General features: G+C 37.1%; 14 protein-coding genes. 6 read left to right on the top strand and 8 right to left on the bottom strand.

Annotated elements, in window-relative coordinates; translation table 11 throughout:
• The first annotated feature begins 75 nt into the window (after positions 1–75).
• From ACSZOX_RS09375 to ACSZOX_RS09360, 4 genes are all read left to right on the top strand, one after another.
• Positions 76–624: a nucleotide exchange factor GrpE gene (locus ACSZOX_RS09375; protein ID WP_437919625.1), complete on the top strand. Its 549-nt coding sequence runs from the start codon at positions 76–78 to the stop codon at positions 622–624.
• A gap of 4 nt (positions 625–628) precedes the next feature.
• The gene (gene dnaJ, locus ACSZOX_RS09370; protein ID WP_437919624.1) at positions 629–1774 is read left to right on the top strand and encodes a molecular chaperone DnaJ; all 1146 of its coding nucleotides are present in this window, start codon (positions 629–631) and stop codon (positions 1772–1774) included.
• Positions 1775–2119: 345 nt separating this feature from the next.
• Entirely contained in the window at positions 2120–2704 is a 585-nt protein-coding gene (locus ACSZOX_RS09365; RefSeq protein WP_437919623.1) for an outer membrane beta-barrel protein, read from the top strand.
• Positions 2705–2897: 193 nt separating this feature from the next.
• The gene (locus ACSZOX_RS09360) at positions 2898–4205 is read left to right on the top strand and encodes a DEAD/DEAH box helicase (protein WP_437919622.1); all 1308 of its coding nucleotides are present in this window, start codon (positions 2898–2900) and stop codon (positions 4203–4205) included.
• A gap of 3 nt (positions 4206–4208) precedes the next feature.
• Here ACSZOX_RS09360 and coaD read toward each other — a convergent pair whose 3' ends face one another.
• The 3 genes from coaD to ACSZOX_RS09345 are packed head-to-tail and all read right to left on the bottom strand — an operon-like array spanning position 4209 to position 6015.
• On the bottom strand, positions 4209–4697 hold the full coding sequence (gene coaD / locus ACSZOX_RS09355; protein WP_437919621.1) for a pantetheine-phosphate adenylyltransferase: 489 nt from the start codon (positions 4695–4697) through the stop codon (positions 4209–4211).
• The gene (gene rsmD / locus ACSZOX_RS09350) at positions 4697–5233 is read right to left on the bottom strand and encodes a 16S rRNA (guanine(966)-N(2))-methyltransferase RsmD (RefSeq protein ID WP_437919620.1); all 537 of its coding nucleotides are present in this window, start codon (positions 5231–5233) and stop codon (positions 4697–4699) included. The genes coaD and rsmD overlap by 1 nt, the downstream gene beginning before the upstream one ends.
• Positions 5221–6015: a DUF3822 family protein gene (locus ACSZOX_RS09345; RefSeq protein ID WP_437919619.1), complete on the bottom strand. Its 795-nt coding sequence runs from the start codon at positions 6013–6015 to the stop codon at positions 5221–5223. The genes rsmD and ACSZOX_RS09345 overlap by 13 nt, the downstream gene beginning before the upstream one ends.
• 85 nt (positions 6016–6100) lie before the next feature.
• On the opposite strand from ACSZOX_RS09345, the gene ACSZOX_RS09340 reads away from it, so the two are divergent.
• The gene (locus ACSZOX_RS09340; RefSeq protein WP_437919618.1) at positions 6101–7525 is read left to right on the top strand and encodes an ATP-dependent DNA helicase; all 1425 of its coding nucleotides are present in this window, start codon (positions 6101–6103) and stop codon (positions 7523–7525) included.
• Positions 7515–8066, top strand: coding sequence for a hypothetical protein (locus ACSZOX_RS09335; protein ID WP_437919617.1), 552 nt, complete (start codon positions 7515–7517; stop codon positions 8064–8066). The genes ACSZOX_RS09340 and ACSZOX_RS09335 overlap by 11 nt, the downstream gene beginning before the upstream one ends.
• Here the strand turns inward: ACSZOX_RS09335 and ACSZOX_RS09330 are convergent.
• From ACSZOX_RS09330 to ACSZOX_RS09310, 5 genes are all read right to left on the bottom strand, one after another.
• Entirely contained in the window at positions 8049–8843 is a 795-nt protein-coding gene (locus ACSZOX_RS09330; protein WP_437919616.1) for a hypothetical protein, read from the bottom strand. The two genes, ACSZOX_RS09335 and ACSZOX_RS09330, sit on opposite strands and share 18 nt — an antisense overlap.
• A 13-nt stretch (positions 8844–8856) precedes the next feature.
• A complete protein-coding gene (ruvB, locus tag ACSZOX_RS09325; RefSeq protein WP_437919615.1) occupies positions 8857–9879 on the bottom strand; it encodes a Holliday junction branch migration DNA helicase RuvB in 1023 nt (340 codons plus the stop codon).
• 28 nt (positions 9880–9907) lie between these two features.
• The gene (locus tag ACSZOX_RS09320; RefSeq protein WP_437919614.1) at positions 9908–10633 is read right to left on the bottom strand and encodes a polyprenol monophosphomannose synthase; all 726 of its coding nucleotides are present in this window, start codon (positions 10631–10633) and stop codon (positions 9908–9910) included.
• Between the two features lie 31 nt (positions 10634–10664).
• The gene (locus ACSZOX_RS09315) at positions 10665–12149 is read right to left on the bottom strand and encodes a peptide MFS transporter (protein ID WP_437919613.1); all 1485 of its coding nucleotides are present in this window, start codon (positions 12147–12149) and stop codon (positions 10665–10667) included.
• A 61-nt stretch (positions 12150–12210) separates the two neighbouring features.
• Positions 12211–13977: a peptide MFS transporter gene (locus ACSZOX_RS09310; protein ID WP_437919612.1), complete on the bottom strand. Its 1767-nt coding sequence runs from the start codon at positions 13975–13977 to the stop codon at positions 12211–12213.
• Positions 13978–14027 lie beyond the last annotated feature (50 nt).

Genomic DNA, 14027 nt, shown 5'->3' with positions numbered 1-14027 from the left:
GGGTGTCGGTTTTATATACAATGGCAATATAATTGAAATAGCAAGAAAGATACTATCCGAGCTACATAATTAGATATGATGAACGAACAGGAAAATAATATTCAAGACGAAAACGTAGACAATTTGGATCAAGCTTCTACTGAGAATGTGGATGACCAAGTTAGTGATCAAACTGTAGAAGATCAATTAAAGCTAGAACTAGCTAATGCGCAAGATAAATATGCGCGTTTATTTGCGGAGTTCGACAATTATAAAAAGAGAACATCAAAAGAACGAGTGGAACTTATTCAATCCGCTAGCAAAGATGTCCTCAATAAGTTACTGCCTGTTCTAGATGACTTGGATCGCGCACTAACAGCAATGCAAACGGCGCAAGAAATTGATTCTGTAAAACAGGGAATTGATTTAGTTAATCAAAAATTCCGTAAAACCTTGGCGCAAGAAGGCTTGAAGGAAATGGAAGATATTATAGGGAATCCTTTTGATCCAGAATTTCAGGAAGCTATTACGGCAATACCAGCTCCTTCTGAAGAATGGAAAAATAAAGTGATCGATGTTGTCGAAAAGGGATACTTTTTAAATGAGAAAGTAGTTCGTTTTGCAAAAGTAGTTATAGGGCAATAAGAGCATGGCTAAGAGAGATTATTATGACGTATTAGGTGTTTCTAAATCAGCAGATGCATCAGAGATAAAGTCGGCTTACCGTAAGTTGGCTATTAAATATCACCCGGATAAAAATCCAGATGACAAAGATGCTGAGGAAAACTTCAAGGAGGCGGCAGAAGCCTACGAAATATTGAGCAATCCAGAGAAACGTCAACGCTACGATCAGTTCGGCCATTCAGGAAATTCTGCTTCTGGTTTTGGAGGTGGCGGAATGAATATGGATGACATATTTAGTCAATTTGGCGATATTTTTGGTGGTGGCAGTCCTTTTGAAAGCTTTTTCGGCGGTGGTTCCCGTGGTGGAGGAAGACGTGTACAAAGAGGAACAAATCTACGCATCAAGGTCAAATTAACGTTGGAAGAAATTGCCAAAGGTGTAGAAAAGAAGGTTAAGGTCAATAAACAGGTTCACTGTCATACTTGTAATGGCACTGGGGCTAAAGACAAATCCTCTTATCATACATGTAATACCTGTGGTGGATCTGGATCTGTAAGGCGTGTAACAAATACTATTTTAGGTCAGATGCAGACTACGAGCACCTGCCCTACTTGTAATGGTGAAGGTGTAGAAATTACTTCTAAATGTACAACCTGTAAAGGTGAAGGGCTAGAGCGTGGTGAAGAAACTATCAGCATCAATATCCCTGCTGGTGTTAGTGAGGGAATGCAATTGTCTATGAGCGGAAAAGGAAATGCTGCCCCTCGAGGTGGTGTTCCTGGAGATCTTATCATTCTGATTGAAGAAGTTCCTCACGAGTCCTTAAAGAGAGATGGTATCAATATAATCTATGATTTATATATCAACTTTGCGGATGCTGCATTAGGAACAAGCGTAGAAATTCCAACGATAGATGGTAAAGCAAAAATAAAAATTGACCCAGGTACGCAAGGTGGCAAAATTTTAAGGTTAAAAGGAAAGGGCGTGCCGGAAGTAAACTCATATCATAAAGGTGATCAACTTGTCTACGTCAATATCTGGACACCTAAAGCTGTTTCTCCAGAAGAGCGTTCTATTTTAGAAAAGCTGAAGAGTTCTGTTAATTTCAAACCACAACCCGGTAAGAGTGAAAAATCATTCTTCGAACGCATCAAAGAATATTTTGAATAGTATATATTTTATAAGTAAATATAAAAAAGCCCAGATACCTGGGCTTTTTTTATGTTCTAAAACCAAGCAGATGATAACTATCACCTTTCATTATCTGCCATAATAACATGACATTTTTGCTTAAAAACAGACGTAACGTCACCTCGACAGGCTGTTTTCTGTTCTTTTTAAAAAAGCGTTAGAAAATTTAAATCAGCTTCTGGTATATAATCTATTGCTTGATAATTAGTTGTATAAACAAACATTTCAATGACATTTGTTGCTTCCATTGGCATATATATTGGACATACTGAATTATATTGATAAAAAGTCAAATATTTTCAACAAACATTAATTTCAAGTATTATGAAAAAATTATTCTTAACACTCACAGCAGTAACCGCTTTAACTTTAGCATCACAAGCACAAACAGAAAAAGGTAAATTTATCGTTGGTGGTCAAGTCGGTTTCGAAACTTCAAAAACTAAAGACACGGATATCAAACAAAATGCGTTTTCAATCAATCCAACCGTAGGCTATTTCGTTAGCGATAATTGGGCTGTAGGTACTGGTGTCGGTTATAATTGGGGGAAAAATGAAAATGGTATCACTACAAACAAAACAAATTACTTCCAAGTGGCTCCCTTTGTAAGAAATTATATTGGTGAGGGGCAATTTAAATTTTTCTCTCAATTATCTGTTCCTATGGCTTGGGGAAAAAATACTGTAGAAAGTGCAACGGTAACAAATGAACAAAAATTTGAAAAATACGGTGTTGAATTAGCACCTGGTTTTGCGTTCTTCCCTACAAGTAAAATAGGTATCGAGTTCAAGGTTAGAGGACTTTATTTCGAATCTGATAAAAACAAAACAAATGATATCACCGAAAATAAATTCGGATTGGATGCAAATTCTCTATCTCCAACTCTTGGTGTGCAATTTCATTTTTAATTCATAACAACGATCGTATCTATTTCATATAGATAATATAAGGACTAATCGATTACTTCGAAGGTAAGGATTAGTCCTTCTTTATTTTTAAGCACATCTCTACGCAATAAACCAAGGCAGCTTAAGTATCGCAGCCTCGCCTGTTCTATTAATCTACTGAAAAAAACATATTTTATATTGTAACTTTGTTTCTATGAAACTCCAAGAAATTTTACAGCGATTGCAGATTGCAAATCTTAATGAAATGCAGACAGCTGTACTTGAACAATACAATCCTGAAAAAGACTTTATTTTACATTCTCCGACTGGAACAGGGAAAACACTGGCATTTACTTTACTTTTAGAAAGGCATCTCCGAAAAGATATTCCGGGTACACAATCGATGATACTAGTTCCTACCAGAGAATTAGCGTTGCAAATTGAACAGGTCCTCAAAAAAGTACATGTTGGTTTCAAAGTTACTTGTGTATATGGTGGAAATGATACTAAAGTTGAAAGAAACAAACTTCGCGAATCCCCGGCTTTGTTAATCGGTACACCAGGCAGATTGATGTACCATATCGAACGTAATCATGTCAATATTAACGATGTCCATACAATTATACTCGATGAATTTGACAAATCACTTGAATTTGGGTTTGAAGGACAGATGCGTTACATCCTGGGACAGATGAATCATATAGGAAGAACTATCATGACTTCCGCGACGAAAATGTCAGAAATCCCCGACTTTGCTAGAATACATTCGCCTGTGATTGTAGATTTTTCTGGCGATGGAGACTCTAAGCCCAAGATCTCGGTAAAAAAGATCATCAGCCCTTCGCAGCATAAATTAAAGAATTTACTCCGAATATTGTCAAAAAATGGTGAAAAGAAAACAATAATATTTTGCAACCACAGGGATGCTGTTGATCATATAAGTTCTTTATTAGAAGAATACGAGGTCACTCATGATCTATTCCATGGTGGATTGGAACAACCTGATCGAGAACTTGCCTTATTGAAGTTTAGGAACAATTCTAACCGAATATTGGTTACGACCGACTTAGCTGCTCGAGGGCTCGATATTCCCGAGGTTGAGACCATCATACACTATCAACTTCCATACAAAGAAGATGCTTTTATACATAGAAACGGTAGAACCGCTCGAATGCAATCGTCCGGGGAAGTTTTTGTAATTTTAAAACCTGAGGAAGATTACCCATATCTTCCCGTTGATAGCGAAACCTTACATTTAGATGATGAAGACTATACATTGCCTACAAATTCAGCTTTTGCAACGCTTTACATAACAGGAGGAAAAAAAGATAAAATAAATAAAGTTGATATCGTAGGTTTTCTCTTGAATCTTCCTGATATCAAGAAAGAAGATATCGGATTAATAGAAGTGAAAGAAAAGGAATCTTTTGTAGCGGTGAATAGAGATGTCGTTTTAGGTATTATAAAGATTGCAAACAATTTAAAAATAAAAGGTAAAAAAGTTAGAATAGGGCGAACATAAGCCCTATTTACTTCTTTTTAGATAAAACAAAACTTCTTCAGGCACCATCTTAGAAATATCACCTTGGTTCATCCATATATCACGTACAATTGTTGAAGAAATATGCCCTAATCCTGTCTGACAAGCAAGAAAATAGGTTTCTATAGTTGGCGCAAGTAACAAATTATTTTGGGCAATAGCTTGTTCAAACAAAAAATCGTTTGTATTTCTTAAACCGCGTAAAATAAAATTAGCACCTACCCTCTTGCAAAAATCTACTGTGAGACCGTTAAACTGTTCCACTTCTATCCGTTCGTTATTCTTATAAACTTGCTTGATAGATTCAACACGATCTTCAAAAGGCAATACACCTGTTTTTGCACTGTTTTTACCTACAGCAATAACAACTTTGTCAAATAAACAAAGACCTCGGTCTACTATATCTTTATGAGCAAAAGTGAAGGGGTCGAATGACCCTGCAAATACAGCTATTTTTATATCAAGTTTGAGCATCACGTAAATTGATAAAAACTAAATGAAGAATATCCATATTTCCTTGTCTCTAAATAAAAGGAAGAATCATCCATTTTTCTAGTAGAGGGATGTTCAATAACCATAGTACCGCCTTTTTTTAACATGCCTTGATTAATGATTGCGTTTGCAAGTTGCGGTAGCGCTGATAGGTCGTAAGGTGGATCTGCAAAAATAAAATCATAACTATCTTTCGCGCTTCCAATAAACTTGATTACATCTGCTTTCCTCGTCTTAATAACATCTATTTTCAACTTTGTAGCCGTATCCTTAATATATTGAAGGCATTTAAAATGAATATCCACAGCCTCGATCGACGCAGCTCCTCGAGATGCTAATTCAAAACTGATGTTACCTGTGCCAGCAAACAAATCTAGACAAGCACAATCCTCAAATGCCCCTTTATTTTCCAATATATTAAATAACGCTTCTTTTGCGATATCAGTTGTTGGCCTAACGGGCAAGTTTTGTGGCGGCGTGAGCCGAAGTCCGCCGAATTTTCCTCCTATGATACGCATAAAGGAAAATCAGCTAGTATGTTTAATAGTTGAGCTTCTTTAACAACATCGATATCGTTTGAGTACAAGTTTAATGTTGATTTTACAAATTCAATGGTATGCGCATGTTGTCGTAGAACTTCCATAAAAGTATGTTCGGCATCAATTCCCGAAACAAGGATTTTATCAATTCGACTGATTGCTAAAAGCCTGCACACGTGTAGAATAAAATATTGTAGATCGTCTGGTGTTTCGATATCAAATATATTATACAATTGGAAACGTTCACGAATAAATACGAAAAGCTCAACTTGCTTATCCCTTACATGCACACCTAGCACGGTACCTTCTGCTGGAATATACGCTTGTATATCGCGTAATACAACTTGAAAGTCTGCCATAAAATTTGCTTGAGGGAATATGGCCTGCCAACGATTTAGTAACAATAAATCAAATTGAAAATAACCTGTAACTCCTAAATTTTCAATATCACAACGGTAACTTCGTTCAATCTTATCGTCTAGTAAAAATTCTTGGTAGATCTCACGGTCTTCTGTATTGTAAACTTCAGAGGGAATAAACACTAAACTTTGTAGTGGTAACCCTATAAAAATCTTTTGAAAAGGTAGTCCTAGTAATTTAGTCGCCTCTATACTCGGTTCTTCAGATGGATACGAATGAAAAGCTTGAACTTCGTTGTCTTCGTCTACCACAATCAATGTATCGGTTGCGAACCCTGACTTTATAATTAATCGGTATCGTGAGACGTAATGTAAATGAAAATTTTTTGATGTATAGTTCATGTAAGTGATATACGGTTCTGCCTACTTATAAAAACAAAATTAGCTTTTACAATTGATTTGACCAACCTTTTAGATAACTTTGGTTATGTCTATTCGAGAACTGCTTGTCAAACAATTTCACTGGCAGCCTACAAAACAACAGCTTGAGGTATTTAAGCTACTGGATTTTTTTTTAACAACTTTCAATTCCACAACCTGCTTCCTCTTGAAAGGGTATGCCGGGACAGGAAAGACCACGATCATCAGTGCGGTCGTCAGTGTGTTACCCTTATTAAAAAAACGGGTAGTATTGCTAGCGCCAACTGGTCGCGCTGCGAAAGTAATGAGCTATTATTCTGGTAAAAAAGCGTACACAATCCATAAAAAAATTTATCGAAAGAAAACGGCCTCTACCATAGAATTAGATTTTACATTGGCTGAAAATCTACATGAAGACACTCTTTTCATTATTGACGAGGCGTCAATGATTGCTGATGATGCCGTACAGTTTTTTTCGAGTAGTCTTTTGGATGATTTAATCAGATTTGTTCGTTCCGGTAATAATTGTTGTTTAATGTTTGTTGGCGACACTGCGCAGCTACCACCAGTAGGTATGCTCGACAGTCCCGCCTTAGATAATGAACACATTGCTTCCAACTATCACATGCAAGTCTTTCATTTCGAACTAACGGAAGTTGTACGTCAAAAGCAAGCTTCGGGTATTTTGTATAACGCTACAAAAATTAGGGACGATATCAGTATAGAAAAACAGCAAGACCACTTACCTTTTCCTCAATTTGTTACCAAAGGCTTTGGAGATATTTTTAGAATGAATGGAGAAAGACTTATTGAAGGATTGCATTACAGTTATGATAAATTTGACATCGAAAACTCCATAGTTATATGTCGTTCGAATAAATCCGCGAACCTATACAATCAACATATTAGAAATCAAATCTTATTTCGCGAAGAAGAAATTACGGGCGGAGATCTAGTGATGATTGTACGTAACAATTACTATTGGCTACAACAGCATGATGAAAAAAATACGGGTTTTATTGCAAATGGAGATTTAGCTAAGGTAAGAAAAGTGTCCAACATACATGATCAACACGGGTTTCGTTTTGCCGACATTTCATTGGAATTTATTGATGACGATGAGTTAGACCCTATTTTATGTAGAGTATTATTGGACAGTATACATGTAGATGCACCAAATCTACCTTACGATCAGCAGCAACGTCTTTATGAATCTATAGCACAAGATTATATCGATATACCTCAAAAAAAAGATAGATTAGAGGCTATTAAAAAGGATCCTTATTACAACGCATTACAAATCAAATTTGCATATGCTATAACTTGTCACAAAGCTCAAGGCGGGCAATGGCCATGCGTATTCGTTGATCAAGGATATCTTAATGATGACATGCTTAATACAGAATTTTTGAGATGGTTATATACTTCGATAACTCGAGCTACCCAACAATTATTTTTAGTGAACTTTAATCCTAAGTTTTATGGAGAATAATCAGTCGGCTATTTTAAAGTTTTTAAAAGAAGATATTCGTTATTTTAAGGCAAAGTCATTTGGTAAAACTTTCATAGAAGAGCAAGGGCTCACTATACCGATGTTGCTTGAATATTCTATCCATGCTGATACACAAATTGCATTTCGAGCATCTTGGTTATTGGAGCATGTCCTACTTGATGATAACACCTTGATTAAAGGTATGTATATAACCTTTCTAAGCAGGCTAAAAGAACAATGTAATTGGAGCTGCATTCGAAGTTATACAAAAATATGTATGCTCCTCACCCATCCTTCTCAAAGAATTGTAATTCTGAAACAACAAGAAGAACAGCTAATAATAGAATGTTGTTTTAATTGGATTATAAACGCAAATTGTCCAGTAGCCGTTACTGTCAATTGTCTCAATGTACTTTACTACCTTAGTGATTCGCATACTTGGGTGAAAGAGGAACTTATTGCGCAAATCCACTTTCTATTAAAAAATCCTACACCTGCACTAAAAAGTAGGGCGAATAGAATTCTAAAACGTATACTTTAAGCCTAAATACCCAAAACTGAAGACGTCAGCTTTCGATGAAACGCCATCTCCTGTTATTGGTTGATAGGCATCTAATTGATCTCCCTCAGAAAAATTGAATTGACCATTGACCACTACACTCCAGAATCCTCTTGAGGTATAAGAATATTTGTTGATTGGTAAACTTACGCCAATATTAAAAACTGGAAACAACAGATCTTTCGTCGGAGTTTTATATTTCTCAATTTCGCCATCGACGTTTCTTTCGAACTCAGCATTGTTATTGGGATTATTCGGATCGTGTCGATAGAGCTTATCATATTGATTTATAATTCCACCAAAACCTATCGCGCCATACAATCCCCGAACTATTAAGGTCTGCAGCGAAGGTTTTTTGAAATCTCTGTATTCATCGTAAAAAAATAATGCTGGATAAACCGTTAGATTCCATGTTCCGGCTATATAGTAGTTTCTAACAAAACGAGGATCCACATTTTGATAATCAACTTCCAGATCTGTCCGATTATAGTATTTTCCATACGAATTCAATATACCCCATTGCCCTTCAACACCCGCGTAGAGTCCTTTATATAGCTTATAATCTGCTTTAAATACAGTCGCCAGCCCTAGATTATACTCTTTTTTTATATCACCGTAAAGGAGTGTAGGCCCCACTCCTATGGTTAAACTTATTTTCTCAGAGTGTCGTTCCTTACCAACTGGTGGGCAATCAAGTTGCGCATAAAGTAAAATAGGTAGAAAAGTCAGTAATAAATAACATGAAATTCGTAGGCTCATAGTTCTAATATATCTAGAATAAAGTATTCCCCTTGTTTAAATTAATTTTTCCTAAATGTCTATATGCTATATCTGTGCATTCTCGTCCACGGGAGGTGCGCATCAGATATCCTTCTTGAATGAGAAAAGGTTCATATACTTCTTCGATAGTACCTTCATCTTCACCTACCGCTGTCGCAATTGTTTTTAGGCCCACCGGTCCTCCCTTAAATTTCTCGATAATGGTCGATAAAATTCTGTTATCCATTTCATCTAGTCCATTTTCATCAACGTTCAGGGCATGCAATGCGTATTGAGCAATTCCTTTGTCTATTGTACCATTTCCTTTTATCTGTGCGAAATCTCGAGTACGCCGTAAGAGCGCGTTCGCAATCCGAGGTGTTCCGCGACTTCTTCTGGCAATCTCATAAGCCCCCTCTTCGCTTATAGCTGTATTAAGTATAGAGGAAGATCGTAAGACTATCGTTGTTAATAGTTTTGCGTCATAATATTGAAGTCGTGCATTTATGCCAAAACGGGCGCGCAAAGGAGCTGTTAATAATCCTGAGCGGGTGGTGGCACCTATTAGTGTAAATGGATTGAGTGATATTTGAACAGAGCGTGCATTAGGCCCTGTTTCTAGCATAATATCGATCTTGAAGTCCTCCATAGCCGAATATAAATATTCCTCAACTAAGGGGCTTAATCGATGTATTTCATCAATAAAGAGTACGTCACCATCTTCCAGATTAGTGAGAAGTCCAGCAAGATCCCCCGGCTTATCAAGTACAGGGCCAGATGTTATCTTTATATTCACCCCCATTTCATTGGCGATAATATGAGATAAGGTAGTTTTACCTAGTCCTGGAGGGCCATGTAACAATACATGATCCAACGCTTCTCCCCTAAGCTTTGCTGCTTTTACGAAAATGGATAGATTTTCTAGAATTTTATCTTGACCTGTAAAATCCTCAAAAGCCTGCGGACGCAACGCACGTTCGACATCTCTATCGGCAGGATTTAATTTTTCTGGATTGGGATCGAGATACTCGTTCATACGTTTCCTTTAACCTAATGTATAACAATTAATTGTATTTTTTAAAAAAACTTTCTAATTTCAATTGGATTACACCCCAAAAAGCCTCCCGAAAGATGCGTGTGCTCATTTTCGAAACCCCTTCAGTTCTATCAGTAAATATAATAGGAACTTCATCTACCTGAAAGCCATATTGTATGGCTTTAAATTTCATTTCTATCTGAAAGGCGTATCCAACGAATTTAATTTTATCTAAAGGAATTTTATCAAGTACTTTTCTAGAGAAACATACAAAGCCAGCTGTAGCATCTTGAATAGGAATGCGCATGATAAACCGTACATAAACCGAGGCAAAATATGACATCAGAACTCGACTCATAGGCCAGTTGACGACATTCACCCCCTTAACATAACGCGAACCAACAGCCATGTCTGCTCCCTCCAGACAAGCAGATCTTAATCTTAATAAATCATCTGGGTTATGACTGAAATCAGCGTCCATTTCAAAAATATATTCATATGTGCGTTGCAATGCCCATTTAAAACCATGGATATAAGCAGTCCCCAAGCCCAATTTGCCCGACCGTTCTTCAATAAATAATCGATTAGCAAATTCTTCTTGTAGATTTTTTACAATTTGTGCAGTCCCATCTGGAGAACCATCATCCACAATAAGTATATCAAAGCTCACGGATAGAGAAAACACCTTTCTAATGATTTTCTCTATATTTTCCTTTTCGTTGTAAGTTGGAATGATAACTAAGCTATCGGACACGTATCTATAAATTTAAGTGAATTTATTTTTCCTAACTGACGCCATGCATCAATTTCTTTATCAACGGAGATAGGGCGATTAAGATAACACCAGCAATTAACGAATACCAAGCAAGCTGTTGATACCCGTCTGTGTAGGCAATTAGTTTATCAAGAAGAGAGGCCTTCTCATCTGGAGATGACATTCCCGCGCCCAAAAGTCCTGCAACATATTGCCCATAAGCACTTGCCAAAAACCACAATCCCATCATCATACCACCTAAATGCTTTGGAGACAATTTAGTAATCATCGACAGTCCTATTGGTGAAAGACAAAGTTCTCCAATAGTCACAGCTAAATAGGCTAAAGTAAAAACGCCTAATGACGTTTTTCCAGAAGAATCAGCGAAGAATCGTGTACCAAAGAAAACATAATAACCAATTGCTAAGAAAAGGAAGCCAAGCCCAAATTTAATCACGGTATTTGGTTCAAGCTTTTTCTTAGCTAAAGCTAACCACAAAAGACCCAAAATTGGGCTAAAAACAATAACAAATAAAGAATTCGCACCGTTATTGACTACGTTAGGATCGATATTGAAAAATAAAAGGTTTGTTTGCAAATTGTTATTTGCAAATAAGGCCAAAGACCCTCCTGCCTGTTCGAAAATAGCAAAAAACAAAATAGAAAACAGAATCAGAATTAAAGCTGCAATAAGTTTCTGACGAATCTGAGATTCCTTTTCTCGAACAATTTGGTATAGGAAATAGAGTATCGCTAGTGGTCCAATTATGTACATAAACATATCCGTGTAACGCGTATTATTAACCATGATGAAAATCAACGGAATACAAACTAATGCGCCGAGATAAACAAGAATCTCACGTGTTGTTTTTGCCTTTTTAGAGAGATGAGCGATAGGGCTATTACCTATTGGGCCTAAATGTTTCTTTGTGGCTAAAAAAATGATTACGCCGATCAACATCACCACCGCCGCTGCAAAAAAAGCTAAGTTCCATGAATGTTCCTTTCCTAACCAAACGCATAAAGCGCCTCCAAGAAGAGCTCCTACATTAATTCCCGAGTAAAAGACACCAAACCCTGCATCACGTCTTGAATCTCCCTCTTTGTAAAGATCACCTACCATGGAAGAAATGTTGGGTTTAAAAAAACCAGTCCCAATAATAGTTAGTGCGATCCCAAAATAAAAGAACTGGTGCGGGTCAATAGCAATTAGGCCATTACCTAAAATCATCAATATAGCACCAAAAGTAAGGGAACGTTTAAACCCCAGAATTTTATCTGCAAATATTCCACCAACAAAAGTAAAGGCATACACAAAGGCTTGAATTGCTCCATATTTTAGGTTGGCATCTTTCTCGGAAAGCAACAGCTGATCGACCATGAAAATAGCCAATACGCCACGCATCCCGTAAAAACAAAAACGTTCCCACATTTCCACCAGGAACAAATACCACAATTGCTTGGGGTATTTACCTTGGAAATTTTGAATGTCATCTAATGTAACTTGTTTCGACATAACAATTATCTATTTAATAGAGTAGAAATTTTATCAGCAAACTTCTACTGCAACAAAAAGTCTATTTAATACCGTGCATTAACCTTTTAATCAGCGGATTTAACGCCATAACGAGTAATCCAGCTACCGCAGGAATAATCGTGAAAAGGAAAAAGAAATGACTTAGGGAGTATTCCTGCTGAATCGCCTCTACCTGTCCACCAAGAATAGCGGCCAGTTTCTGTGCGATAGCTATCGCTAGGTACCACATTCCAAACATAAATGCCAGCATGCGTGCAGGTACAAGTTTTGAAACATAGGATAAGCCAACTGGTGAAATAAATAGCTCTCCTAAAGTATGAAAAAGGTAAGTCAATACCAGAAAGACCATGGATATTTTAACTCCATCACTAGCACCAAAAGAGCCAAAAGCTATCAAAAGGTAACCTATTGCAACCAAAAGTAGACCATAACCATATTTCATGGCGGCAGTTGGATTATATTTCGACTCCCAGATTTTGGAAACTGAAGAGGCAAGTGCTATGATGAAAAATGAGTTCAATGTTGAAAACCAAGAGACTTTTATAGCAGAAGTTTCCGCAGTAAACTCCTTATACAGCATCCAAATACCAGCTCCCCAAATCAATATAAAACATATAAATAGGATCACATTAGACCAAGCGATTTTCTTCCAGGTAACAATAGCAAGCTTAATAAGAACCCAGGAAATAATGACCAAAGGAACAATCGTAAGCAATGTATTTATAATATTGAAAATAAGAAGACTATTCCCGGACAACTCACGATTTACATAATCTCTTGCAACCAATACCAAAGAAGTCGCCCCCTGCTCGAAACTCATGAAAAAGAAAATCAAGAAAAAACCGAGAAGTATGACTCCATACATCCGATCACGTACAACCTTTGTATAACGACGTGCACGCGAAACAATTAGAAAAAGGAACATAAGCAAAGCAATAACTATTGCTATGTTTTGTCCTCTAAAAGCGGCGGTATCCATGAAGGCAAATACGTCTAATACATTATTTTTCGATAAGGGGTCGTTAAATGCGTAAATTAACCCCACAATCCCGACAATAATCATGAGTACAACATCTCCTGTCGAAAATTTATTGTATTTTACTTCACCGGCTTCTAAATTATTTTGCGGTGTTTCCTTATTTTTCTGAGACTTATCGAGCAAACCTAGGCGTCCCAATAATGGACCTGCGAGCCAAAATTGAATCGTGCCTAATAACATAAAAATACCAGCTAAACCAAATCCCCAATGCCAGCCGGAAGTTTCAGCGATGTAGCCACATAACATCATACCGAAAAAGGCTCCTGCATTTACCCCCATATAAAAAATGGTATAAGCACCATCTTTTTTTTCAGGTAATTGCTTGTACATTTCCCCCAAGATTGCGGGCATATTCGGTTTAAAAAAACCTGTACCTATAACGAGACAAGCAAGACCTATAAAGAACATCAAAGGTGAATCAAAAGCCATAGCTGCATGCCCCAAAGTCATGATAGCTGCACCTAAAATAACGGAAGCTCGAGACCCAATATATTTATCACCTATAACTCCCCCAAAAATTGGTGTAATATATAGTAACATTGCATAAGTTCCGTAAAGAGCTCCAGCCTGTTCTGCACTCCAGCCCCAACCGGGATTTGCTCCGAGTACGGATGCTGTTAAAAATTGGATAAGTAGTACACGCATTCCGTAAAAGGAAAAACGTTCCCACATCTCAGTAAAGAATAAGACAAACAGGCCTGCTGGATGTCCTAATACCCGTCCTTCACCCGCAGGGTTGCGAAGTGAAAACGAAGAATTTTCTGTCATACGCTTTTTATTAGATTGCCAAAATTAAACAAATCCCTCAAATATTTTCC

This window comes from Sphingobacterium sp. LRF_L2, assembly GCF_965644235.1.
Taxonomy (GTDB): Bacteria; Bacteroidota; Bacteroidia; order Sphingobacteriales; family Sphingobacteriaceae; genus Sphingobacterium.
The sequence above is the reverse complement of the archived record's forward strand: the minus strand, read 5'-3'. Positions and strand labels throughout refer to the sequence as shown.